Annotated in this window: 21 protein-coding genes and 1 pseudogene; 11 read left to right on the top strand and 11 right to left on the bottom strand. The window is 65.9% G+C overall.

The features are described 5' to 3' along the window. Positions 1-57: 57 nt before the first annotated feature. The 3 genes from N2605_RS32375 (at position 58) to N2605_RS32365 (ending at position 2,505) form a co-directional block, all read left to right on the top strand. Complete coding sequence (locus N2605_RS32375; protein ID WP_035996474.1) at positions 58-363, top strand: DUF6460 domain-containing protein; 306 nt, start codon at positions 58-60, stop codon at positions 361-363. Positions 364-441: 78 nt separating this feature from the next. Then, positions 442-1,176, top strand: coding sequence for an MBL fold metallo-hydrolase (locus tag N2605_RS32370; RefSeq protein ID WP_260344962.1), 735 nt, complete (start codon positions 442-444; stop codon positions 1,174-1,176). A 3-nt stretch (positions 1,177-1,179) separates the two neighbouring features. Beyond that, positions 1,180-2,505: an MATE family efflux transporter gene (locus N2605_RS32365; RefSeq protein WP_260344960.1), complete on the top strand. Its 1,326-nt coding sequence runs from the start codon at positions 1,180-1,182 to the stop codon at positions 2,503-2,505. A 127-nt stretch (positions 2,506-2,632) separates the two neighbouring features. On the opposite strand, the gene N2605_RS32360 is transcribed toward N2605_RS32365, so the two are convergent. Then, positions 2,633-3,730, bottom strand: a complete 1,098-nt coding sequence (locus tag N2605_RS32360; RefSeq protein WP_035996478.1) for a quinone-dependent dihydroorotate dehydrogenase — start codon at positions 3,728-3,730, stop codon at positions 2,633-2,635. After that, positions 3,727-4,071 (bottom strand): DUF952 domain-containing protein, encoded by a 345-nt coding sequence (locus N2605_RS32355; RefSeq protein ID WP_035996479.1) that lies wholly within the window; start codon positions 4,069-4,071, stop codon positions 3,727-3,729. The genes N2605_RS32360 and N2605_RS32355 overlap by 4 nt, the downstream gene beginning before the upstream one ends. Before the next feature lie 291 nt (positions 4,072-4,362). Between N2605_RS32355 and N2605_RS32350 the strand changes: the two genes are divergently transcribed. Continuing rightward, positions 4,363-5,019: a S24 family peptidase gene (locus N2605_RS32350; protein ID WP_225112998.1), complete on the top strand. Its 657-nt coding sequence runs from the start codon at positions 4,363-4,365 to the stop codon at positions 5,017-5,019. A gap of 9 nt (positions 5,020-5,028) precedes the next feature. Here the strand turns inward: N2605_RS32350 and N2605_RS32345 are convergent, their stop codons facing one another. The 3 genes and pseudogenes from N2605_RS32345 to N2605_RS32335 all read right to left on the bottom strand — a co-directional run bounded on the left by N2605_RS32345 (position 5,029) and on the right by N2605_RS32335 (position 11,404). Next, positions 5,029-6,672, bottom strand: coding sequence for a lysine--tRNA ligase (locus N2605_RS32345; protein WP_260344958.1), 1,644 nt, complete (start codon positions 6,670-6,672; stop codon positions 5,029-5,031). Between the two features lie 389 nt (positions 6,673-7,061). Further along, positions 7,062-10,448: pseudogene (locus N2605_RS32340) on the bottom strand (tetratricopeptide repeat protein). Positions 10,449-10,816: 368 nt separating this feature from the next. After that, positions 10,817-11,404 (bottom strand): PadR family transcriptional regulator, encoded by a 588-nt coding sequence (locus tag N2605_RS32335; protein WP_035996500.1) that lies wholly within the window; start codon positions 11,402-11,404, stop codon positions 10,817-10,819. A 198-nt stretch (positions 11,405-11,602) separates the two neighbouring features. On the opposite strand from N2605_RS32335, the gene N2605_RS32330 reads away from it, so the two are divergent. The 4 genes from N2605_RS32330 to N2605_RS32315 are packed head-to-tail and all read left to right on the top strand — an operon-like array spanning position 11,603 to position 17,316. Beyond that, positions 11,603-11,989, top strand: a complete 387-nt coding sequence (locus N2605_RS32330) for a nuclear transport factor 2 family protein (RefSeq protein WP_035996505.1) — start codon at positions 11,603-11,605, stop codon at positions 11,987-11,989. A gap of 39 nt (positions 11,990-12,028) precedes the next feature. Further along, positions 12,029-13,819, top strand: a complete 1,791-nt coding sequence (locus tag N2605_RS32325) for an acyl-CoA dehydrogenase C-terminal domain-containing protein (protein ID WP_260344955.1) — start codon at positions 12,029-12,031, stop codon at positions 13,817-13,819. A gap of 55 nt (positions 13,820-13,874) precedes the next feature. Then, the gene (locus N2605_RS32320; protein WP_036020547.1) at positions 13,875-15,083 is read left to right on the top strand and encodes an acetyl-CoA C-acetyltransferase; all 1,209 of its coding nucleotides are present in this window, start codon (positions 13,875-13,877) and stop codon (positions 15,081-15,083) included. Between the two features lie 19 nt (positions 15,084-15,102). Continuing rightward, positions 15,103-17,316 (top strand): FAD-dependent oxidoreductase, encoded by a 2,214-nt coding sequence (locus N2605_RS32315; RefSeq protein ID WP_225113001.1) that lies wholly within the window; start codon positions 15,103-15,105, stop codon positions 17,314-17,316. 129 nt (positions 17,317-17,445) lie between these two features. Here the strand turns inward: N2605_RS32315 and N2605_RS32310 are convergent, their stop codons facing one another. From N2605_RS32310 to N2605_RS36435, 3 genes are all read right to left on the bottom strand, one after another. Continuing rightward, positions 17,446-17,790, bottom strand: coding sequence for a hypothetical protein (locus N2605_RS32310; protein ID WP_260344952.1), 345 nt, complete (start codon positions 17,788-17,790; stop codon positions 17,446-17,448). Between the two features lie 374 nt (positions 17,791-18,164). Then, a complete protein-coding gene (locus tag N2605_RS32305) occupies positions 18,165-18,473 on the bottom strand; it encodes a hypothetical protein (RefSeq protein WP_225113003.1) in 309 nt (102 codons plus the stop codon). A 227-nt stretch (positions 18,474-18,700) separates the two neighbouring features. Further along, positions 18,701-18,823 (bottom strand): hypothetical protein, encoded by a 123-nt coding sequence (locus tag N2605_RS36435; RefSeq protein ID WP_338060675.1) that lies wholly within the window; start codon positions 18,821-18,823, stop codon positions 18,701-18,703. Positions 18,824-19,080: 257 nt separating this feature from the next. On the opposite strand from N2605_RS36435, the gene N2605_RS32300 reads away from it, so the two are divergent. The 3 genes from N2605_RS32300 to N2605_RS32290 all read left to right on the top strand — a co-directional run bounded on the left by N2605_RS32300 (position 19,081) and on the right by N2605_RS32290 (position 21,725). Next, complete coding sequence (locus tag N2605_RS32300) at positions 19,081-19,575, top strand: MarR family winged helix-turn-helix transcriptional regulator (protein ID WP_035996519.1); 495 nt, start codon at positions 19,081-19,083, stop codon at positions 19,573-19,575. Positions 19,576-19,674: 99 nt separating this feature from the next. Beyond that, a complete protein-coding gene (locus N2605_RS32295) occupies positions 19,675-21,045 on the top strand; it encodes a glutamate--cysteine ligase (protein ID WP_035996529.1) in 1,371 nt (456 codons plus the stop codon). A gap of 113 nt (positions 21,046-21,158) precedes the next feature. After that, the gene (locus tag N2605_RS32290; protein WP_035996547.1) at positions 21,159-21,725 is read left to right on the top strand and encodes a PAN domain-containing protein; all 567 of its coding nucleotides are present in this window, start codon (positions 21,159-21,161) and stop codon (positions 21,723-21,725) included. Between the two features lie 109 nt (positions 21,726-21,834). Here N2605_RS32290 and N2605_RS32285 read toward each other — a convergent pair whose 3' ends face one another. The 3 genes from N2605_RS32285 to tldD are packed head-to-tail and all read right to left on the bottom strand — an operon-like array spanning position 21,835 to position 24,615. Further along, positions 21,835-22,401, bottom strand: coding sequence for a nucleotidyltransferase family protein (locus tag N2605_RS32285; RefSeq protein WP_260344949.1), 567 nt, complete (start codon positions 22,399-22,401; stop codon positions 21,835-21,837). A gap of 10 nt (positions 22,402-22,411) precedes the next feature. After that, the gene (gene lepB, locus N2605_RS32280; RefSeq protein ID WP_260344947.1) at positions 22,412-23,191 is read right to left on the bottom strand and encodes a signal peptidase I; all 780 of its coding nucleotides are present in this window, start codon (positions 23,189-23,191) and stop codon (positions 22,412-22,414) included. Further along, on the bottom strand, positions 23,188-24,615 hold the full coding sequence (gene tldD / locus N2605_RS32275) for a metalloprotease TldD (RefSeq protein ID WP_109145594.1): 1,428 nt from the start codon (positions 24,613-24,615) through the stop codon (positions 23,188-23,190). Before tldD ends, lepB begins: the two co-directional genes overlap by 4 nt. Positions 24,616-24,678: the final 63 nt, after the last annotated feature.

Raw genomic sequence — 24,678 nt, 5'->3', positions numbered from 1 at the left:
TTCCCCATGTCCCCCGCCGTGCCTATAATGGGGTCGAATCCCCGCGAGGAGTTTGCGATGGTCCAAGACGTCAGAGATTTGCCGGCCGGCCGCAGCGACGGCCTGCACCGCTTTCTCGGCGGCTCGCCGCTGGCGGTCGCGTTCCGCCTGGTGCTGCTCTCGATCCTAGTCGGCGTGGTGCTGGCGACGATCGGCTTCGACCCCTGGAACATCATCCACAGCATCCGCCTGTTGTTCCAGCGGCTGTGGGACCTCGGCTTCGATGCGGTGAACTGGCTGTGGCGCTACTTCCTGCTTGGTGCGGTCATCGTGATTCCGATCTGGCTGCTGTCGCGCGTGTTCGGCGCGCCGCGCGGCCGGTAAGTCATATTTTTGAGCATGATCTTGTCGGAAAACCGCTTCACACTTTTCCGGATCATGCTCTGAGGGAGTGCGCAGCCGATGCAATTGCGGTTCGTCGGCTGCGGTGATGCCTTCGGCTCCGGCGGCAGGCTCAACACCTGCTTCCACGTCTCGGGGCGCAAAGCGAACTTCCTGATCGACTGCGGTGCGTCGGCGCTGCCGGCGCTGAAGCGGCTCGAGATTGATCGGGGCGACATCGACCTGATCCTGATCACGCATTTCCATGGCGACCATTTTGCCGGTCTGCCGTTCTTTCTGCTCGACGCGCAATTCTCGCGGCGAACGCGGCCGCTGACGATCGCGGGCCCGCAAGGCATCGAGAGGCGGCTGCGCGAGGTGATGGAGTCGCTGTTCGAGCATTCCTCGAACACCAAGCCGCGCTTCGAGCTGAACGTGGTCGAGCTCGCGCCCGGGCAAAGCCAGCGCTTCGGCGCGGTGAATGTGACGCCCTATCCGGTCGTGCACGGCGAATCAGGCGGACCGTTCCTCGCCTATCGCGTCGCGGCCGAGGGCCGCACGCTCGCCTACACCGCCGATACCGAATGGACGGAGACGCTCATTCCGCTGGCGCATGGCGCGGACCTTTTCATCGCCGAAGCCTATATGTACGAGAAGGTGGTCAAGAATCACCTCAGCCTGAAGACCTTGGAACAGCATCTGCCCGACATCGGCGCCAAGCGGCTCGTCCTCACCCATATGAGTGACGACATGCTGTCGCGCCTGGGCGAGGTCGAGCACCTCGCCGCCGAAGACGGCATGGTGCTCGTGTTCTGAAAGATGCACGCACCCGTCCATCACCGCGTCGGCAGCCGGCAGGTCTTCGCCATTGCAGGTCCGGCGATGGTCGCGAACCTCACGACGCCGCTGATCGGCGTGGTCTCGACCACCGTGATCGGGCGGCTCGACGATGCCGCGCTGCTCGGCGGCGTCGCGATGGCCTCCGTCATCTTCGACTGCCTGTTCTGGTTGTTCGGCTTCCTGCGCATGAGCACGCTCGCCTTCACCGCGCAGGCGCTCGGCGCGGGCGAGACGCGCGAGCAGACCGTGATCCTGGTGCGCGGTTTCATCGTCGCCGGCCTGATCGGTGCGGCGCTGATCGTGCTGCAGCTGCCGCTGGCAGGCGCACTGTTCGACCTGATGGGCGGCAGCGAGGGCGTGACGCAGGCCGCAAAGACCTATTTCATGATCAGGATCTGGTCCTCGCCCTTCGCCTTCGCCAATTACGTCATCCTCGGCTGGCTGGTCGGGCAGGCCCGCGCCAATCCGGCCCTTGCGCTCCAGGTCGTCATCAACCTCATCAACATGGTGGCGACGATCCTGCTGGTGCTGGTCTACGACACCGGCATTGCCGGCGCGGCGATCGCCGCGCTTCTGTCCGAGACGATCGGCTTCATGCTCGGCGTGATCGTGTGCAGGCGCCATGCACTCGGCGGTTTTGCCATACCTCGCGCAACGCTGTTCGATCGCGACAAGCTGATGCGGCTCCTGGCGGTGAATACCGACATCCTGATCCGCACCGCGGCGCTGATCGCCGTGTTCCTGTTCTTCACCGCCAAGGGCGCGCGGGCCGGCGACGTCACGCTGGCCGCGAACTCCGTGCTCAACAATTTCCTCCTGGTCAGCGCCTTCTTCCTCGACGGCCTTGCCAATGCGGCCCAGCAGCTCTGCGGCCGCGCCTTTGGCGGCCGCGACGCCAAGGGATTTGCGGATTCGACCAGGCTGGTGCTGCTCTGGGGGCTCGGCTTCGCAATTGTCGTCGCCGTGCTGTTCGCAGCCTTCGGCCCTGCTATCATCAACGTCATGACGGCGAGCGAGGACGTCCGCCGCGCCGCGCGCGAGTTCCTGCCCTTCATCGTGCTGGCGCCGCTCCCCGGCGTGTTCGCCTTCGGTTTCGACGGCATCTATGTCGGCGCGACCTGGGCGCGGGAGATGCGCAATCTGATGCTGCTCTCGCTCGCGATCTTCTTCGCCGTCTGGCTGGCGCTGCAATCGTTCGGCAATACCGGCCTGTGGAGCGCGCTGATCGCGTTCTACGTCGCGCGCGGCGGCTTGCAGGGCGCGAGGTATCCGGCGCTGTACCGGGCGACGTTCGTGAAGCCGTAGAAGAACCGTAGCCCGGATGGAGCGCAGCGTAATCCGGGGGCTTTGTCCATGCCGATAGCTTCCCGGATTGCGCTGCGCTCCATCCGGGCTACGAAGTCTGCGCAGGCGAGGAGAGGCGAAGGACGCCTCACATCCCCGGCCAGTCTTCCGCCGTCAGCGTCGCCGCGTCGGCGCCGACGATCTCCGACAGCGAATCCCGCCCTGTCCGCAGCAATGTCGACGTCAGGTCGCGCTTGATCTCGTCGACCAGGCCGAGGCCCTTGTAGACCAGCGACGAATAGAGTTGGATCAAGCTGGCGCCGGCGCGGATCTTGGTCAGCGCGGCGCCGCCCGAATCCACGCCGCCGACGCCGATCAGCGGGAATGCGCCCTCGACGCGCACATAGGTTTCCGCGACCATGCGCGTCGACAGACGGAACAGCGGCCGGCCGGACAGGCCGCCTTGTTCCTTCGCCCGCGTCTCTTCACGCAACGTGCTCGGCCGCGCGACCGTGGTGTTCGACACGATCATGCCGTCGACCCGGCGCGAGCGCGCGACCTGCACGACATCGTCGAGCTGGGCGAGGCTCAGATCCGGCGCGATCTTGAGCAGCACGGGCGTGTCGCCGGCCTTCTGCCTGACACGCTCGCGGGCCTCGATCACGCGCGCGAGCAGATCGTCGAGCAGCGCGCCTTCCTGAAGGTTGCGCAGGCCCGGCGTGTTCGGCGAGGAGACGTTGACGGTGAAATAGCTCGCCACCGGCGCGAAGGTCTCGATCAGCTTGACGTAGTCGCCGACGCGGTCCGGCGAATCCTTGTTGGCGCCGACATTGACGCCGACGATGCCGCCGTGCTGCGCGCGCGCGGCAAGCCGGCGCAGAGCCGCCTCCGCGCCGTCATTGTTGAAGCCCATGCGGTTGATGATCGCCTCGTCGCGCTCGAGACGGAAGAGCCGCGGCCGCGGATTGCCGGCTTGCGGCTTCGGCGTCACCGAGCCGATCTCGACGAAACCGAAGCCGAGCCGCAGCAGCGCGTCCGGCACCTCGGCGCTCTTGTCGAAGCCCGCGGCCATGCCGATCGGATTGGGAAAGTTCAGCCCGAAGGCGCGCACCGCGAGCTTGGGATCATCGGCGCGCGGCTTGACCGGCGGCAGGAAGCGCAGGCCTTGGATCGCGAGGCGATGCGCGTCCTCGGGATCGAGCCAGCGCAGCACCGGCAGCGAAAAGGCGTCGAACGCGCGGATCACGGCAACAGCTCCGGAACATCGTGACTGCCGTCGGAGCGCATGTTGAGGTTCATCACCGCAAGGACCGCGCCGAGATCGAGCTCGCCATAGAGATGCGGGAAGAGCTCGTCATTGCGCGAGCGTTCCCAGCGCAACTCGCTGCCGAGCGCGTCGCCGTCGACCTCGACCAGGAACAGCGCGCGCTGCCCGAAATAGTGCTTGCGCAGGGTCTCGGGAACCTGGGCCGCGGTCGAGAAATGGATGAAGCCGTCGCGCGCGTCATCTGCGCTGCCCCGGTAGACACCCTGCCGTTCCGCCTCGCGCCAGGCCGAGGCCGGACAGATTTTGTAGATCTTGACCACCGCTACCGCAGCCTTGTTTGTTCTTTGAGTCTCTTGGGTTTTTTCGCTTTTCGCGGGTCCTCGAAACCCCGGCGCGACCGTAAAGCCCGCCCCTTCCGAACTCAAGGTTAGAGCCTTTTCCGCGCCGATGAAATCGGCTCGGGGCTCCAGATTCCCGTTTTGCGCGCTTTCCTGACGCGAACGGCTACCCGTTTCGTTTGCGAACGCCGCCTCGGTCGCCTCTTGCGCGAAAAACGGAAAACCGGTTGATTTGAGGACAGTTTTCCTGAGTTGCGACGGGCTGGACCTTCCATGGTCAGACAGGCCAAAGCGCAGAGGATGCTGACTCACGACCAGATCTGGGCCGCGCTGGACCGGCTGGCGGCGCGCGCCGGACTGTCGCCGTCCGGCCTTGCCAAGCGTGCCGGGCTCGACCCTACCACCTTCAACAGGTCCAAGCGCGTCACCGCCGACGGCCGCGAGCGCTGGCCCTCGACCGAATCGATCGCAAAAGCGCTGGCGGCGGCCGACGCCTCGATCGACAGCTTTGCGAAGCTGATTGATGACGACGGTGGAAGCGGCCGCGGCTCGGTGCCGCTGCTCGGCTTTGCACAGGCCGGAATGAGCGGCGCCTTCGATGAGGCCGGTCTTCCAACCGGCAGGGGCTGGACCGAGATCGCGCTTCCGATCGGAGAGGACGGTCAAGTCTTTGCGCTGGAGATTTCCGGCGCTGCGCTACTGCCTGCCTATCGCGACGGTGACATCATCCTGGTCTCGCCTGCGGCGCCGATCCGCAAGGGTGATCGCGTGGTGGTCAAGATCAAGACGGACGAGATCACGATTGCGACCCTGAAGCGCCGCACGGCAAAGACCCTGGAGTTGGCGCCCCTCGATGCGTCACAGGCGGCGCGAACGGTCGCTGCGAGCGATGTCGCCTGGGTTGCGCGGATCCTCTGGGCGAGCCAGTGATGGCGCCGCTCACGCACTCCTCGCCAGCGCGCCGTCGATCATGTTGACCGCGTTCTGCACGCCGTAGACCGCGACGAAGGAGCCGAAGCGCGGGCCCTTCTCCTGGCCGAGCAGGACCTGGTAGAGCATGTTGAACCAGTCCAGCGTCACGCCCGGGCGGCCGTCCTTGCCCTTCTTGACGTGGTCGAGGAACGGCTCGCGGCGGCCGATCTCGTAGACGACGTTCTGGATGTCCTCGGCGGATGCGTCCTGCGCCAGCTGCGACAGCGCATCGCGCAAATCCTGCAGCGCGGCGCGCTCGCTGTCCGTGGGTACGCGGAACTGCTTCGTCGGCGCGACGAAGTCGCGATAATAGTTGATGGCATAGCCGACCATCGCATCCAGCTTCGGATGCGTCTGCGGACTCACGCCGGGCCGATAGCGGCCGATGAAGCCCCACAGCGTCTCGGCGTTCTCCGCGTTCGACGACGACACCAGCGTCAGGAGCAGCTGGAAGGTGACGGGCATGTCGCCCGTCGGCGGCTTGCCGTTGTGGATGTGCCAGACCGGATTGCCGAGCTGCTGCTTGCCGTCCTGCTTCGGAAAGCCGTCGAGGAATTGCTGGTAGTCGTCGACATTGCGCGGGATGACGTCGAAATACAGCCGCTTGGCCGCCTTCGGCTCGCGGTACATGAACAACGAGAGCGATTCCGGCGAGGCGTAGCGCAGCCATTCGTCGATGGTAAGGCCGTTGCCCTTCGACTTCGAGATCTTCTGGCCCTTCTCGTCGAGGAAGAGCTCGTAGTTGAAGCCTTCGGGCGGCGTGCTGCCGAGCGCTCTGGCGATCGCGCCGGACAGCTTCACGGAATCGATCAGGTCCTTGCCCGCCATCTCGTAGTCGACGCCGAGCGCGACCCAGCGCATCGCCCAGTCGGCCTTCCACTGGCACTTGACGTTGCCGCCGGTGACGGGCGTTTCAACTTCCTGGTTGGTATCGGGATCGACGTAGGTCACCGTGCCCGCCGCGACGTCGCGGCGGATCATCGGCACCTGCAGCACGACGCCCGTGGTCTTGCTGATGGGCAGGAACGGCGAATAGGTCGCGCGGCGATCCGGGCCCAGCGTCGGCAGGATGATCGCCATGATCTTGTCGTAGGCGGCGAGCATCTTCAGCAGCGTCGCATCGAAGCGGCCCGACGTGTAATAGTCCGTCGAGCTCGCGAACTCGTAGTCGAAGCCGAAATGATCCAGAAACGCGCGCAAGCGCGCGTTATTGTGCGCGCCGAACGACGGGTACTCGTTGGAGAACGGATCCGGCACCCGCGTCAGCGGCTTGCCGATATGAGCAGCCAGCATCTCCTTGTTCGGAACGTTGTCGGGCACCTTCCGGAAGCCGTCCATGTCGTCGGAGAACGCCAAAAGGCGCGTCTTGACCTTGTCCTCGGTGAGCACGCGGAAGGCGTGGCGCACCATCGAGGTGCGCGCCACCTCGCCGAACGTGCCGATATGCGGCAGGCCGGACGGACCATAGCCGGTCTCGAACAGCACCTCGTCCTTCGGGCTTTTCTTCAGCCGCGCGACAATGGCCTTCGCCTGCTCGAACGGCCAGGCGTTGGATTGTTCGGCGAGCGCACGCAACTCGCTCGGGTTTGCGGCTAGATCAATAACGGACATCAGGGGCCTCCGGGCCGCGGAAAATAGCGATTTCCCGGCAGAATGCAAAAGCTGCGAGCTAATACCCCCAGCCGTCTCCCGGTTGCGGTTGAGGGCCATCGGATAGCGTGCGCAGAATGCAGCGGCATCGGCAGTGGGCTCCCTCCCCCGCTTGCGGGGGAGGGTTGGGGAGAGGGTGTCTCCGCGTCGGGATTGTTGAGATTAACTGAAGATGTCCCTGCGTGGCGAGAGCCCTCACCCGCCGCGCTCTGCGAGCGCGTCGGCCTCTCCCGCAAGCGGGAGAGGCGAAGCAAGCCCGCAGACAGTCCTCGTGAAATCAATATGCGAGAGCCCAGCCGTGCGGGACGATGCATCGCATCGGCCGGCAGGTGGATCGAATGCGATCCGGCTCAATGCGCCGCTGAGGCCGAGCGTTTCGTCGCCACTTGCTTGGGGGCCGGCTTCGCGCTGGCCTGCGGTGCGCTGTCCCAGCCGCCGTTCGGGGTCGCAACGTTGACGGCATCGTCGGGCTGCGGCTCGGCGCTGAAGGTCTGGATCGCGAGCTTGGCGGCCGCCAGCGATTGCGGGTCGAGGCGCTTGGCGACGTCGTCGCGCTTGCCGGCGGCATCCGCATCGCCCTGGGCAGCTGCCAGGTTGAACCATTTGTAGGATTCGGCGAGGTTCTGCTCGACGCCGATGCCGCGGGCATAGAGGATGCCGAGGTTGAACTGGCTGTCGGCGACGCCGCGATCGGCCGCTTTCCGGAACCACTGCGCCGCGCTCTTGTAATTGGCGCCGCGACCGCCGCCGTCGGCATCGAGCACGGCGAGATTGTGCATCGCCTTGGCGTTGCCGCGCTCGGCGGCCTGGGTGTAGTAGCGGCGCGCGATGTCGGCGTCCTTCTTCACCCCTAGGCCCTTTTCGTAGAGCGTGCCGAGGCGGAAGATTGCGGGGACGACCCCGGCCTGCGCCGCGCGGTCGTACCACTTCGCCGCTTCGTCGTAATTCGTGGCGACGCCCTTGCCTTCGGCAAAGCGCACACCGATCTCGTAGGCCGCGGTCGCATCGCCCTTCATCGCGGCGCTGCGCAAGGCCGGGCCGCCGATGCCGTCAGGCAGCTTCTCGCTCGGCGGCACCTGGACGACGCCGAGCTTGGCGCGACTCGTGCCCGACAGCGCGCCGGTGACGTCGCTTGAGGCCGGCGGCATCACCGCGGCAGGCGCTTGCGGGATTTCAACCGAGGCCGAGCCGCCGGAACCGGGAAGAGGCGCCGGCGCGGCATTGTTCTGCGATTGCCGTCCGATCGGTGTCGGCGATGTCATCGACGGGGTGACCTGCTCGGGCGCGGCTGGCTTGGTCTCGACCGGCGGCGGCGCCGGCTGCGGTGCCGGCTCGCTCGGGATGTTTTGCATCGCCTGCGGCGTCGGTGACGAGCTGCCGCCTTCGAGCAGGTTCATCGCCATCTTGAAGGTGCCGAGCACGATCACGACCACGCTCGCGCCGACCAGCAGCGAGCGGATTTTTGAGGTGATGGTCGAGCCGCCTTCCTGGCCCTTCTCCTTGGCGCGGGCGATCGCGGCTTTGGCGCCGCGGGCCGGCTTCTCGGGCGGCTGTGCGGCGGCAGCTTGCGCCGCGCGGCGGGCGGCCGCGATGAAGCTCGACGACGACACCGGCTCCTTCGGTGCGGCGGCAATTCCGCTGATCGCGCTTTCGGAGGCGGCGATGCGTTCCGACGGCGTGGCGACGCGCCCGCCCGGCCGTGTGCCCGGCTCGAGCGGGTGATCCGGCGGCAGTTCCGGCGCGAGTGCAGCGCGCGCCGTGTGCGGCTCCAGGATCTCGCTGACCGCGCGCGGCGGGGGTGGCGGCGTGGAACTCGCGCGGTGCGGCGACGAAGGCAGCCGGCGGCGCCTGCGCGGCAGCCGGATTGGGCAGCTCGGGCTTCGGATCGTATTTCGGCGGCTGTGCTGGCGGTTGCGGCCGCGGCTCGCGCGCCATCGGCGCCGGCTCCATCGCCGCCGCCATCGGCGTCGACATCGGCTGTGGGGCGGGGGAGGCGGCGCGGTGCGCACCGCGCGCAGATCGTCCTCGATCATCGAGAGGCGATCGACGACGTGACCGAGCGCGCTGTGGACCGCCTCGAGCGAGTCCTGGGTGTGCCGGTTGGTCTCGGCCTGACTGAAGCGGATGTCGGAGAGCTCGCGCTTGACGAGGTCGACCATACCGGAATCGGGCGGCGGAGCGGAGCTGCGGCTCTCGGCGAGGGCCGCATAGGTCGCCTGCTGCCGTTCCAGGTGCCTGAGGATGTCGTGCAGTCCGTCCTCGACGCGGCTCAAATTGCCGTTGCGCGGATCGGCGGCGGCCTCGATCCGCTCCAGGAGATAGGAAACGCGCTGCTCGAGATGGGCGAAGGTCGAGGCGGAATCGTTGCCGACCTGCATGCGGTCGAAACGGTCCGACAGCGCGCGGATCGCAGCTTCGAGATGCTCGGTGCTCTCGGACGGCTGCGGCCGCTCGCGCGTTTCCAGCGCCGCCGTGAGCGCCGCGATGCGCTGCTCCAGCGCCGCAAAGCTGTCGCCGTGGCCGGAGGCGCAGGTGATCTGGTCGACCTTGGACGACAGCAGCTGCACGTCTTCGGATAGCCGTGCCAGCGCCTCGTTGGAGGCCACGTTGGAGACGATGGCGCGCAGCGCGGAGATCGCGCCTTCGAGCTGCTGCACGGTCGAGGGATCGTCATTGGCGCGCAGGATCAGGTCGAGCTTGGCGCCGAGATTGCGGATCGCCTCGTCGTAGCCGGTGAGCTGCTCGGCCGGCGTCAGCGTGCGCAGTACCTGCTTGATGTCGGACAGTGCGCGCTCGATGCCGGCAAGAACCTGCCCGTCGGTGCCGTTGGAGCGGGTCTCGTCGATCCGGCGGTGCAGCGAGCGGATCTCGTTCTCGATCGATTCGATCGCGCGCCGCGGCATCGCCTCGGTGATGGCGGCGCGGATTTCGGCCAGCTCGCTGCGGAAGGCGGCGATCGCCTGCTCGGTATTGTCGGGCCGCTGCAGCGATTCGATCTGGCTCGTGATCTTGAGCAGATGGCGCTCGAGCGCGGAGAAATCCGGCCCCGGCGGCGGTGGCGGCGCATAGGCAGGGGTGTCCGGTGCCATCGGCGGCGCGTTAGGAGCCGTTGGCGCAAGCGGCGGGGCGGCACGCGGCGGCATTTGCCGCGGCGTAAAGCCGTCGAGCTCGCTCTGGCGCGCAGTGATCTCGGCGACCGCGACGTCGAACGAAGCCGGGCTCAGGGGTGGCGAGCCGCGATAGACCTGCGCGGCGGCGCGCTCGACGGCATCGGCCTGGCGCTGGCGCGTCTCGGCCGGGGTGGGGCGAGGGGCCTGCGGCTGCGGCGGTTGCCGCTGTGGGCGGGAGATCTGCGACAGGCGCGCGTCGAGCCGCGAGATCGCATCGTTGAGCTGGCGCGCGACGCCCTGCTCGCGCGAGACGTCTGGTCTTGAGGCGTCTTGTCTTGAGGCTTCTTGGCGCGGGGCGGGTTTTGATATCCGCTCGATCTGCTGGGTGATCGCGTCGAGCCGCTGGTGGATGTCGGCGACTTCGCGGCTCTCCTGACTCGGTCCTTGGCTCGGCACGTGCTGCGGACGCTGATCGTAGGATCCGCGGAAATTAGGCGGGGCAGTTTCGCCGAGCGTGGAGTTCAGCCAATCGTTGAGCGACATGCCGGCACGGCGCGCAGCAGCCTCGGCCCGCTCCCGGACGGATGGATCGATGCCGTCGACACTCCACGATACGCGCGAATTCATGACTCTGTCCGGTTCCGACTTCGGCACCCCACCCCGGCGCCTCCAGCTTCCCCACGCGTGCCGGTTGCAAAGACAATCGAATTTGGCGCGGGTCGTCTGCCTCGAAAACCGACTTTTTCCTGTTACGGTAAATAACGAGTTAAGGAATGCGGCGTGGCTGTCTTAAAGTTGGGCGGCGGGAACTGGGGGCGGTGTTGTGTCGCGCATCCGGTCCCGAAACAAACCGGTGTCATGCCCCGCGAAGGCGGGGCATCCAGTACGCCGCGGCTCCTCGGCTCTAGCCGCGCCGTCTCTGGAATACTGGATCGCCAGCCTTCGCGGGCGATGACAGCGAGGAGGCGGAAAGGGCTCGCGTAACGTCGGCGCCCTCAGCCCTTCTCGCGCTTGCCATCCTCCAGCGGTACCACCGTCGCCTTGCCGCTCATCGCCGACAGCGCTTCCAGCGCCTCCTCGCAGAAGTCGGCCACCATCTGCTCGTGGCGGGCGCCGAGCTGGAGCAGCAGCAGATTGCCGAGATCGAGCCGGCCTTCCGCCGTGCCGTCGGGAAAGCGCTTTTTCAGGATGCGCTCGTAATTGGCGTGGCGGTCGCGGTGGTGCTCCAGGCGGGCCATCAGGTCGGTGCGCATGGGCTCGATGTCGATGCTGTCGAGCGCATGCAGCCGCACCAGGAGGTCGTCCTTGATCGAGGGCGGCGTGCTTGGCCGCGCGGCCCAGTGCCGCAGTGCTGTTCGGCCCTCGGGAGTCAGCGTATAGATCAGTTTATTGGGCTTGCCCGACTGCACGACCTCGCGGCCCTGGATGTAGCCGCGGTCCCGCAGCTTGGAGAGCTCGCGGTAGATCTGCTGATGGTCGGCCTTCCAGAAGAAGCCGATCGAGGAATCGAACGTCTTGGCGAGTTCGTAGCCCGTCATCGGGCGTTCCGTCAGGCATGCGAGGATTGCGTCGCCCAGTGCCATGACTGGCCCCCTTCTTTAGGTTTGACCAAGCTGCTTGACTTTATGCGCATCGGCGCATATGCGTCAATGTGCATATGAGGCAGCGTGCAGGCGGGCCACAGGCCCGACTGAATAATCAAGTGAAAATCAATCTCCTCGCTACTGTGCATGGGGTTGTTTTCGCACTTTTTGCCCTGGCCTTGAGGGAGGCACCCGACAATGACCGGCCTCGATTCCTGGTACGCCTACATGAAGTCTCACGACCGCGCCGCGCTCTGGGACCTCCTGCATCCCGACGCCGTGTTCGAAAGCCCCGTCGTGCATACGCCGCAACGCGGCCGCGACATCACCTTCAAATACCTCTCCAGCGCCGAGAAGGTGCTCGGCGGCCCCGGCTTCACCTATGTCGGCGAGTGGCGCAGCGACAACGGCGCGGTGCTCGAATTCAAGAATGTCATCGACGGCATCGAGATCAACGGCGTCGACATCATCAGCTTCGATAGCGAGGGGCGCATCACCCACTTCAAGGTGATGGTGCGTCCGCTCAAGGCGATCAACATGCTGCACCGCCTGATGGCGGAGCAGCTTGCCGCCGCCCAATCATAAGCCCAACATCCTCCTCAAGCCCCATGCCGGGAGACCACTATGCCGATCTATAAAGCCCCCGTCGAAGACGTGAACTTCCTGCTCAACGACGTCTTCCAGATCGATCGCTACGACAATCTCGCCGGCTTCTCCGATGCGTCCAGCGACGTGCGCGAGGCCATCCTCGGCGAAGCCGCCAAGCTCGCCGAAGAGGTGCTGCAGCCGCTCAACCGCGTCGGCGATCTCGAAGGCTGCAAGCGCGCGGATGATGGCAGCGTCGCCACGCCGAAGGGGTTCAAGGAGGCGTTCAAGCAGGTCGCCGAGGGCGGCTGGCTCGGCCTGTCGGCGCCGACCGAATATGGCGGGCAGGGCCTGCCGGTGACGCTGAGCCAGGCGGTCAACGAATTCCAGATCTCCGCCAACATGGCGTTCTCGATGTATGGCGGCCTCACCATGGGCGCGACCGCAGCGCTCTTGGTGCACGGCACGCCCGAGCAGAAGAAGACCTACGTGCCGAAGATGGTGGCCGGCGAATGGACCGGCACCATGAACCTCACCGAGCCGCATTGCGGCACCGATCTCGGCATGCTCCGCACCAAGGCAGTGCGGCAGGCGGACGGCAGCTTCAAGATCACGGGCACCAAGATCTTCATCTCGGCCGGTGAGCACGATCTCGCCGACAACATCATCCATCTCGTGCTCGCCCGCATCGAGGGCGCGCCGGCCGGCATCAAGGGCGTGTCGCTGTTCGTGGTGCCGAAGTTCCTGGTCAACGCCGACGGTTCGGTGGGCGCGCGCAACGGCGTCGTCTGCGGCTCGATCGAGCACAAGATGGGCATCCACGGCAATTCGACCTGCGTGATGAACTACGACAACGCCACCGGCTGGCTGATCGGCGAAGAGAACAAGGGCATGCAGGGCATGTTCGTGATGATGAACGAGGCCCGGCTCGGCGTCGCCGTGCAGGGCCTCGCGCAGTCCGAGGTCGCCTATCAGAACGCGGTCGCCTATGCCCGCGAGCGCATCCAGGGCCGCGCGCTGTCAGGCGTCAAGGCGCCGGACAAGCCGGCCGACCCGATCATCGTGCATCCCGACGTGCGCCGCACGCTGCTCTCGATCCGCGCGTTCAACGAGGCCGCGCGAGCCTTCGTGATGTGGACCGCGCTGAAGAGCGACGTCGCCCACCGCTCCGAAGACCCCAAGGACCGCCAGGCCGCCGACGACCACATGGGTCTGATGACGCCGGTGTTGAAGGGCTTCCTCACTGACTATGGTTTCGCCAACGCGGTGCAGGCGCAGCAGATGTATGGCGGCCACGGCTACATCGCCGAGCAGGGCATGGAGCAGTTCGTGCGCGATGCGCGCATCGCCATGATCTATGAAGGCGCCAACGGCATCCAGGCGCTCGACCTCGTCGGCCGCAAGCTGCCGCGCGACGGCGGCCGCGCCATCATGGCCTTCTTCGGCGAGGTCATGGCGTTCGCCAAGGAGAACGGCGGCGACGAGGCGCTGAACCCCTTCATCACGCCGCTCTCGACCTCGCTCGGCCATCTGCAGCAGGCGACGACCTGGCTGATGCAGAACGCGATGGCTAAGCCCGACAATGCCGGTGCCGCCGCAACCGATTACCTGCATCTCTTCGGCTTCGTCGCGCTCGGCTACATGTGGGCGCGGATGGCCAAGGTGACGAATGCCAAGATTGCCGAGAGCGGGGCGACGCCCTATCTCTCCACAAAACTCGTCACCGGCCGCTTCTTCATGGAGCGGATGCTGCCGGAGACCGCCGCCAATCTCGCGCGCATCCAGGCCGGTTGCGCCACCATCATGGAACTGCCGGCGGAAGCGTTCTGAGCCTGCTTCCGCTGCCTGCTCCCAATCGTACCGAACATCACATCAGGAGGGCGTCATGCCTGAGGCATTCATCTACGACCACGTTCGTACCCCGCGCGGCCGCGGCAAGCCGGACGGCGCGCTGCACGAAGTCACCGCCCTCGCGCTCGCGACCGTGCCGCTGAAGGCGCTGAAGGACCGCAATAATTTGCCTGAGGATTCGGTCGATGACGTCGTGCTCGGCGTGGTCGATCCGGTTGGCGAAGCCGGCTCCGACATCGCGCGCTTCGCGGCGCTGAAGGCCGGTCTTGGGGAGGCCGTGCCCGGCGTGCAGATCAGCCGCTTCTGCGCTTCCGGCCTCGATGCCGTGAACTTCGCAGCGGCGCAGATCATGAGCGGCCAGCATGAGCTCGTGATCGGCGGCGGCGCCGAATCCATGAGCCGCGTCGGCATCGGCGCCTCCGGCGGGGCCTGGCCGATGGATCCCTCGATGGCGGTGCCTGCCTACTTCATGCCGCAGGGCGTGTCGGCCGACCTGATCGCCACCAAGTACGGCTTCTCGCGCGACGACGTCGACGCCTACGCCGTGCAGAGCCAGCAGCGCGCCGGCAAGGCCTGGGACGAAGGCCGCTTCAACAAATCCGTGGTGCCGGTGAAGGACATCAACGGCCTCACCATTCTCGCCAAGGACGAGCACATGCGCCCCTCGACGACGATGCAGTCGCTGGCGCAGCTGCAGCCGTCGTTCACGATGATGGCGCAGATGGGCGGCTTCGACGGCGTCGCGGTGCAGTCGCATCCGGAGATCGAGCGCGTCAATTACGTGCACCACGCCGGCAATTCCTCGGGCATCGTCGACGGCGCCGGCGCCGTGCTGCTCGGCAGCAAGGAAGCTGGCAGCAAGTACGGCCTGAAGCCGCGCGCCAAGATCCGCGCATTCGCCAACATCGGCTCGGAGCCGGCGATGATGCTGACCGGTCCGGTCGACGTCACCGAGAAGCTGTTCGCGCGCTCCGGCATGAAGAAGTCGGACATCGACCTGTTCGAGCTGAACGAGGCTTTCGCCTCGGTCGTGCTGCGCTACATCCAGGCCTTCGACATCGACAATGCCAAGATCAACGTCAATGGCGGCGCGATCGCGCTCGGCCACCCGCTCGGGGCGACCGGCGCGATGATCCTCGGCACCGTGCTCGACGAGCTCGAGCGCACCAACAAGTCCACCGCCCTCGTCACGCTGTGCATCGGTGGCGGCATGGGCACCGCGACCATCATCGAGCGCGTCTAAGGGTTGAGGAGCAACCAACATGTCGTACAAGAACTTCAAGGTTGAGACCGATTCGGACGGCATCGCGCTCGTCACCTGGGACATCCCGGGCCGCTCCATGAACGTGCTCGACGAGACCTCGACCAACGAGCTCGAGGCGATCGTCAAGGCGACCACGGCGGATGCCGCGGTGAAGGGCATCGTCATCACCTCCGCCAAGGAAGCGTTCTGCGCCGGCGCCGATCTGTCCATGCTCGAAGGCATGAACCAGGCCTATGCGAAGGTTTTCAAGGAGCAGGGCGAGATCGCGGCGAACCAGATGCTGTTCGACCAGAGCCGGCGCTTCTCGCAGGTGCTGCGCGGAATCGAAACCTCAGGCAAGCCGTGGGCGGCGGCGATCAACGGGCTCGCGCTCGGCGGCGGCTTCGAGATCACGCTGTGCTGCCATTATCGCGTCGCGGCGGAGAATCCCAAGACGCGCCTCGGCCTGCCCGAGGTCAAGGTCGGCCTATTCCCCGGCGCCGGCGGCACGCAGCGCGTGCCGCGCCTGGTGCCGCCGCAGGACGCCATGACCATCCTGCTCAAGGGCGACCCCGTCACGGTCGACAAGGCCAAGGCGCTGAATTTGATTCACGCCATCGTGCCCGCAGCCGACCTCATCAAAGCCGCCAAGGACTGGATCAAGGGCGGCGGCAAGGCCGTCGCGCCGTGGGACGAGAAGGGCTTCAAGCTGCCCGGCGGCCCGGTGTTCTCCAAGGCCGGCATGATGATGTTCCCGGCCGGCAACGCGATCTATCGCCGCGAGACCTACGACAATTACCCGGCCGCGCGGGCGATCATGAGCTGCGTCTATGAGGGCCTGCAGCTGCCGATCGACGCCGCGCTGCGGGTGGAGTCGCGCTACTTCACCTCGGTGCTGCGCTCCAAGGAAGCGGCTGCGATGATCCGCAGCCTGTTCCTGTCGATGCAGGAGCTCAACAAGGGCGCGCGCCGTCCCAAGGATGTGCCCGCGACCAAGGTGAAGAAGATCGCCGTGATCGGCGCCGGCTTCATGGGCGCGAGCGTCGGCTATGTCTCGGCCCGCGCCGGCCTCGACGTCGTCCTGATCGATCGCGACCAGGAGAGCGCCGACAAGGGCAAGGCGCATGCCCAGAAGGTGATCGAGGAGCAGATCAAGAAGGGCCGCGCCAAGCCCGCGGACGCCGAAGCGCTGCTCGCGCGCATCACGCCGACCGCGGACTACGCCGCGCTGAAGGACGTCGACCTCGTCATCGAGGCCGTGTTCGAGGACCGCAAGGTCAAGGCGGAGACTTTTGCCAAGGCGCAGCAATATCTGAAGCCTGATGTGATCTTCGCCTCCAACACTTCGACGCTGCCGATCACCTCGCTGGCCGAGAGTTTTAAGGATCAGGGGAAGTTCATCGGCATTCACTTCTTCTCGCCGGTCGAGAAGATGATGCTGGTCGAGATCATCCTCGGCAAGAACACCGGCGACGTCGCGCTCGCGACCGCGCTCGACTACGTCCGCCAGATCGGCAAGACGCCGATCGTGGTCAACGACTCCAGAGGCTTCTTCGCCAATCGCTGCGTCGGCCGCTACGTCGCCGAAGGCAACGAGATGTTCCTGGAGGGCGTGCCGCCCGCGATGATCGAGAACTGCGCCAAGATGGCCGGCATGCCGGTCGGCCCGCTCTCGCTCTCGGACGAGGTCGCGCTCGATCTCGGTCTCAAGATCATGAAGGCGACCGAAGCCGATCTCGGCCCCAACGCGATCAATCCCGAGCAGAAGAAGCTGATGGTGGAGATGGTCGAGAAGCAGGGCCGGCTCGGCCGCAAGAACAGCAAGGGCTTCTACGATTATCCCGAGAAAGGCAAGGGCCAGAAGAGCCTGTGGCCGGGCCTCTCCGCGTTGCAGCCGAAGCAGCTCGACCCCGACACGCTCGATATCGAGGAGCTGAAGCAGCGCTTCCTGGTGGTGCAGGCGGTGGAAGCCGCGCGCACGGTCGAGGACCACGTCATCACCGATCCGCGCGAGGCCGATGTCGGCTCGATCCTCGGCTTCGGCTTCGCGCCGTTCACGGGCGGCACGCTGTCCTACATCGACTTCATGGGCACGAAGAAGTTCGTCGAGCTCTGCCACAAGCTGGAGGCCAAGTACGGCTCGCGCTTCACCCCGCCGAAGCTCTTGGAAGAGATGGCCGCGAAGGGCGAGACCTTCTACGGCCGCTTCGCGCCGAAGAAGGCGGCGGCCTGACGAGAGGCTTGTAGCCCGGATGGAGCGCAAGCGAAATCCGGGAGCAGTCCTTCAACGCGAGAACCCCGGATTGCGCTTCGCTCCATCCGGGCTACGCAAATAAAGGCCGGATCATCGATCCGGCCTTCTTCATTTGCTGTCTCCGAACGGCGAGAAGGCGCGGCCCCCGACCGCATCGTCGGCGAGGCTGGCCTTCCAGCTGCCCTCGTCGCCGCGGCCGATGCGCACCTTGAAACGCCAACCATTCTGGTTGGTAAAGGCGACGTCCGCGCCGCTCTTCGTCCTGGCGTAGCGGCAGGGATATTCGGTCGGCCGGTCCGGAAAGACGATCTTGCGTTCCTTGCTCTCGAACACAGCCGAGGTGATCTGCGGATGGATCGTGAAGATGCAATTGCGTTCCGGCGCGACCGGCGTCGAGAGCCCGAGCATCGCCAGCGGCGCGCCCGCGGCGGTCATGAGGACGATCATGTTCATGGAGGCAATTGTCTCCTGGAGATGCTCCTTCGACGTCGCCGCGGATCAGATGGTTCACAAAAGGAAGGGCTGGATCATCGCTTGGGCGCTCTGCCTTGAGCCTTGTCACATCGATTGATGCGCTTTCGTCTCACCCCAGCACCCAATCCCTCCACCCCGGCCACGCTCGCTTCGCCCTGGCACCGCTCTTGCTGATGATCCACCGGATGGCCCATCGACATTGAAGGTGTCCCGCAATGATCCCCACGGTGTCTCAAGACAGCGCAGCCGGCGTTGCGGTAAGATACGCCCCCTTGTTGCTGCTGGATCGGCCGTGGCGCCGCCGCAGGCTCCTCCGGTGGCGCAGAAAAATTCCTTCGTGGTTTGGCCTGGTCTTACTCGTCCTCGTCTTTGATGTTGCGCTGGCCGTGCTTGCCTGGTTCGCCGTCGATCTCGTCCTGCACTGAAAGCTCACCTCTGTGCACGTAGAACGTCGCCGCCAAATAGGCGACCTGGCCGGCAATCAGGCAGCCGACGACGATTGGAACGCCCGTCCAGAATCCAAAGCCCGAGGTCTGAAGCACCGTCGCGGCAAGGATCGCAGTCGCCGGCGAGACCAGCAATAGAGTCCAGACTCGGAAGAATAGACCCGTCGCCAAGCCGGTGATTGCGCTCGCGAGCAGGAGGAGGATTACAGTCGTCACAATAGCTTTCCGGTCCGACGGTTAGCGTCCTGTCCCGCGCTGAAGTTGAGGCACAGGAGGATTGCTCTCACAAGGATGGCGACGTCCGCGGAGCGCAAAAGGCGGAGTTATTGTTAACCCGGACAATGCTCGTAAAATCCCCGTCAGCGCATCGCGAATCATCGGATTAGCGAATGACGCAAGCAAAGAGCCGAATCATCGGTCCGGCTCTTCGTCGACCCCGCCCGTTACGCTTCGCGAACGGCGGACCAGAGCTGATCGGCGATCATCTGGACAATCACTTGGCCTTCCGTCACGATCTGATTGCCGTCGAGGCCCAGCGCAGGGACTTGGCCCGAAGGAGGCCCCAACTTCAGATAATCCTCACCATTTCGGGCTTCTTGGCGCCGCTACCGACCTCGACCAGGCCACAGAGCGGGCTGGCCTCCAGGAGCACGAGGCGGGGACGGCGGGCACACACCGGGGAAACCATCCGGTTTCGAGGAATTTCCTTCCCCTGACGCTTGGCTCGGCCGAAAGAACGACTACATGCACCTGCTTGAATAGTCAAGATTGATGCAGGTGCATCGAATGGAGTAAGAGACGGGCGACGAGCTTGAGCGGGACCATGAAACGCAAACCATCGACCGAGGCAACCGCCGCCTGGATCCGCCTCATGCGGGTGCAGAGCCGCGTGCTCGATTGCGTCGAGCAGGACTTGAAGAAGGCCGGCTTCCCACCGCTGGCCTGGTATGACGCCCTGCTCGAACTGTCGCGGGCGCCCTCGGGCGAGCTGCGGCCGGTCGAGCTCGAGCGGCAGATGCTGATCCCGCAATATTCGACCTCACGCCTGATCGACCGCCTGGTCGACGAGGGCCTCGCCTCGCGGCGCGAATGCAAGATCGACAAGCGCGGCCAGTTCGTCGAGATCACCGAAGCCGGCCGCGAGCTGCAGAAGCGAATGTGGGGCGCCTATTCGGCCGCGATCGAGAAATATGTCGGCTCGAAACTGTCGGACGCCGACGCCGTCAAGCTCAGCAATCTGCTCGATCGCCTGGGCTGCTCGTGCGGCGAGATGAAACTGCCGCCCGCGGCCGCCAACGAAACCATGCCATCGCGATGATCGCGCGGCAAACCCGCTCGCCCGTGCAACCGGTGGGTTCGCGGGCCGTCCCTGTCACCCGCGCGCGTTCGGTCGAAGCGCTTTTGATTAGAGTTTGATATGGCGCGAGACCAGATCGACATGACGCCGCTGCAATCACGCGACGAGCTCGTCGCGTGGTTCGAGGCAGGCTGCAAGGACCCGTCCGAGTTCCGCATGGGCACCGAGCACGAGAAAACGCCGTTCACGCTCGACGACCATCGTCCGGTGCCTTACGAGGGCGCGCGCGGCATCGGCGCGCTGCTCGAAGGCATGAAGCTCCTGCTCGGCTGGGAGCCGATCATGGAGCAGGGCAACATCATCGGCCTCTACGACGTCACCGGCGGCGGCGCCATCTCGCTCGAGCCCGGCGGACAGTTCGAGCTGTCCGGCGCGCCGGTCGAGAACGTGCACCAGACCCAGAGCGAGCTGATGGCGCACTTGGCGCAGGTGCGCGAGATCGCAACCCCGCTTGGCATCGGCTTCCTCGGCCTCGGCATGACGCCGTCCTGGTCGCGCGCCGATATCCCGGTGATGCCCAAGGGCCGCTACAAGATCATGACCAATTACATGCCGAAGGTCGGCCAATACGGCCTCGACATGATGTACCGGACCTGCACGGTGCAGACCAATCTCGACTTCTCCTCCGAAGCCGACATGGTCAAGAAGCTGCGCGTCTCGCTCGCGCTTCAGCCGGTCGCAACTGCACTGTTCGCTAATTCACCGTTCACCGAGGGCAGGCCGAACGGCTTCCTCTCGTTCCGGTCCGAGATCTGGCGCGACACCGACAATGCGCGCGCGGGCATGATGCCGTGGGCGTTCGAGGACGGCATGGGGTTCGAGCGCTATGTCGATTATGCGCTGGACGTGCCCATGTATTTCGTCAAGCGCGGCGAGGAGTACATTGACGTCTCGGGCTCCTCGTTCCGCGCCTTCTTCGACGGCCGCAACAACAACCTTCCCGGCGAGCGTCCGACCTTGTCGGACTGGGCCAACCACCTCTCGACGATCTTCCCGGAAGTGCGGCTCAAGCGCTATCTCGAGATGCGCGGCTCGGACGGCGGCCCGTGGGGCCGCTTGCCGGCGCTGCCGGCGTTCTGGGTCGGGCTGCTCTACGACGATGCCTCGCTCGATGCCGCCTGGGAGATCGTCAAGCACTGGAGCGCGCATGAACGCCAGGCCCTGCGCGACGACGTGCCGCGCATGGGCTTCAAGGCGCGGATCAAGGACCGCTATCTGTTCGAGATCGCCAAGGAATGCCTCGTTCTTGCCCATGCCGGCCTGCGCCGGCGCGGCCGGATCGACCAGCTCGGCCGCGACGAAACCCGGCATCTCGAGCCGCTCGATCGCATCATCGATTCCGGCCGGACGCCGGCCGAGGAGATGCTGGATAAATTCAACGGACCCTGGAAGGGTTCGGTGGAACCGGCCTACGCGGAATACGCGTTCTAGACCTCTGAAGCCGGGCACCGAGGATTCAGTCGTTCATCGCCCATACAGGTTTGCGGCGATCAAATGACCGGCTGAAAAACCTGAGCGTCGTCAATAACTCGAAAGCTGTTCCGATGTGGAAGGGCCGCCTGTCCGGGGCCATCATGGCCAGCGCCGCGGCATGTGTCACGCTGCTTTCGCTTGCGTTTGCGAGCGCGCCGGCGCTTGCCCAGACGGCGTTCGACCGGCCCGGCGGCGACTATTTCAGTACGCCCGTCACCTCCGGCGATCCCGAGGATTGCGCGCTGCTGTGCGAGCGCGATCGCCGTTGCCGCTCCTGGAGCTTCAACTATCCCGATGTCGAAGGCGGCTCGGCCGTGTGCTGGCTGAAGAACACCGTGCCGGCCCGCGTGCCGGGTAGCTGCTGTATCTCCGGGGTGCGCGGCGCCGGCGTGATCGAGCCGCGCGTCGAAGGCGTCGAGACGTCGATCGACCGTCCCGGCGGCGACTTGCGCAATTTCGAGCTCAAGGACGGCGAAAGCGTCGAGGCCTGCAAGGCCGCCTGCACCGCCGACAACAAATGCCGCGCCTTCACCTATGCCCGCCCCGGCTACACCGGGCGCGAGGCGCGCTGCTTCCTGAAGAAGGAAATCAAGCCGCCGCGAAGGAAGGCGGGGTTCACGTCGGGCGTGGTGCGGTAGCATCCATACTCGTGCCCCGGACGCCATCAGCGCGTTTACGCGCGTCTTCGACGCGCTATGGCGGCGCTTCTTCAGCGCCGCACTGCAGAGACGGGACACGGGAGGCACCTCACTCCGCCGCGATCACCGTGATCTCCGGCCACAGCGCTTTCCAGCGCTTAGCCTTCGCTTCGTAGTTCGCCGCGGAAAAATTGGGTCCTGGATTTGGCCGCGCGATCAGTGCCGCAATGTCGTCAAACCCGCGCGGTGCGTAGACCTCGTGGCCATCGCTTGCGCGCCTGACGCCGACCTGCGTGTTCTGCGTGAGGAAGCGGTCGATGCCTTCCCTCGAGCTTCTCAGCGGCGGATAGGGCAGGCCGTGCTTGGCCGGGTACCACATGTGCACGCGGGCCTGGTTGCGGACCTCGATCTTGGCGCCGAGATGCGCGAGGCGCGCATGGAGGGTGCGGATCACCGCGTCCTCGGCCTCCCACAATGTGTCGGCGCCGAAATAGAACACGTCGTAATCGGCGATGCCGTGGTCGATCGGGCGCCCCGTGAGCACGTTCCATACCGTCTGCACCAGGCATCCCGACACCAGCCACGCATCCGGCAGCGCGAGCCGGTGCAGTTCGTCGAGGATCGCGGCGTTGACCGGATTGCGTAAGGCGAGCGCGAGGAATTCGTCCTTGCTCACCTGCGACCGGTCAGTGCACGGCGGTGAAGAACCGCGACAGCCTGAATCCGGACAGCCAGGTCCACACCGGCTGGCTGCGCATGCCGAGGTCCCAGGAGCCGACCACGGCGTCCGCACGGCCGATCAGATTGTCGATCGGCAGCAGGCCGACGCCGCCGGAGCGCAGCGGCACGCGGCTATCGGCGGAATTGTCGCGGTTGTCGCCGAGCACGAACAGATGTCCCACCGGCACCGTCACCTCGGGCGTGTTGTCGAGCGGACCGCTGTCGCGCATCTTGAAGATCAGATGCGAGACGCCGTTCGGCAGCGTCTCGACATAGCGATAGGCGGGCTCGCTGCCGCCACGGTCGTTCTCGGCGGCACCGACGCCGTCGGGCTTCAGCTCGGCCGGACGGTCGTTGATGAAGAGCTGGCCCTGCCGCATCTGGATGCGGTCGCCGGGCAGACCCACGACACGCTTGACCCAGGCCTGCGAGCGATCGCCGGGCCAGCGGAAGACGACGACGTCGCCGAGCTTCGGCGTCTCCGCGAACACGCGGCCGCTCTCCGGCAGGCTGATCTGGATCGGCAGCGACGAGGTGCCGTAGCCATAGGGGAATTTCGAGGCGAGCAGCGCATCACCGATCAGGAGCGTCGGCTCCATCGAGCCCGACGGCACGTAGAACGGCTCGGCGAGCGCGCCCTTGGCGATGAAGACCGCGGCGACGATGCCGGCGAGCTGAGCGATCTGTCCGCCCCAGCCGCTGCTTTTGCGCTTGGGGCTGACCGTGACCTTGTCTTCAACGCTCATGCGCCGGTTCCACCCACGGTGATGCGTTCCATCAGCAGCGACGGCTGGCCGACGCCGACAGGCACGCCCTGGCCGTTCTTGCCGCAGGTGCCGATGCCGGTGTCGAGCGCGAGGTCGTTGCCGATCATGCGGATGCGATGCAGGTCGGTCGGTCCGTTGCCGATCAGCATGGCGCCTTTCAGGGGCGCCCCGATCTTGCCGTTCTCGATCTTGTAGGCCTCGGTGCACTGGAACACGTATTTGCCCGAGGTGATGTCGACCTGTCCGCCGCCGAAATTCGCGGCGAACACGCCGTTCTTAACCGAGGCGATGATCTCGGCCGGATCGCGGTCGCCGGCGAGCATGTAGGTGTTGGTCATGCGCGGCATCGGCACATGGGCATAACCCTGGCGACGGCCGTTGCCGGTCGGCTTCATGTTCATCAGCCGTGCGTTCTGGCGGTCCTGCATGTAGCCGACCAGGATGCCGTCCTCGATCAGCACGGTGCGATTGGTCGGCGTGCCCTCGTCGTCGATCGACAGCGAGCCGCGGCGCGAGGCGATGGTGCCGTCGTCGACCACGGTGACGCCCTTGGCCGCGACCTGCTGGCCCATCAGGCCCGCAAAAGCAGATGTCTTCTTGCGATTGAAGTCGCCCTCGAGGCCATGGCCCACCGCTTCATGCAGCATCACGCCGGGCCAGCCGGCGCCGAGCACGACGTCCATCTCGCCGGCGGGCGCCGGAATCGATTCCAGATTGACCAGCGCCTCGCGCAGCGCGCCGTCGGCGGCCTCGCGCCAATTCCTGCTCTCGATGAACTCGGCATAGCCGGCGCGGCCGCCATAGCCCTTGCTGCCGCTCTCCTGGCGGTCGCCCTGGCCGGCGACGACGGAGATGTTGACGCGCACCAGCGGACGGATGTCGCGATAGCTCTCACCATCGGGCCGCAGGATCTCGACGACCTGCCAGGTCGCGCCGAGACTGACGCTGACCTGCCGCACCCGTGGATCCTTGTCGCGCAGGTAAGCGTCGATCTCGGCGAGCAGTTTTACTTTTGTCTCGAAGCCTGGGGCATCCAGGGGATTGTCGTCGCCATAGAGGCGGACATTGGTGTGCGGCGGCGGCGCCGAGAAGCTGCCGGAATAGCCGCCGCGCACGGCAGCAACCGCGTCCGCCGCGCGAATCAGCGCCGGCAGCGACACGTCGGAGGAATGCGCATAGCCGACCGCATCATCCTTGACGGCGCGCAAACCAAAACCCTGCGAGGTGTCGTAGGTCGCCTGCTTGAGCCGCCCATTGTCGAACATGAGAGCTTCGGTCTGGCTGTATTCCAGGAACAGCTCGCCGTCGTCAGCGCCGGAAAGCCCACGCGCGACCTCGCTGCGAACCTGGTCGCGGTCGAGATTGGCACGGTCGAGCAGGGAGGTCGTGGCAGGATTGGTCATGCGTCCGTCCATTAGCCGGGGATGTGGGGCAAGATAATGGTTTCGGACCGGTTCCGCGAGAGC

Source organism: Bradyrhizobium yuanmingense (genome assembly GCF_025200905.1).
Lineage (GTDB): Bacteria > Pseudomonadota > Alphaproteobacteria > Rhizobiales > Xanthobacteraceae > Bradyrhizobium > Bradyrhizobium yuanmingense.
The sequence above is the reverse complement of the archived record's forward strand: the minus strand, read 5'-3'. Positions and strand labels throughout refer to the sequence as shown.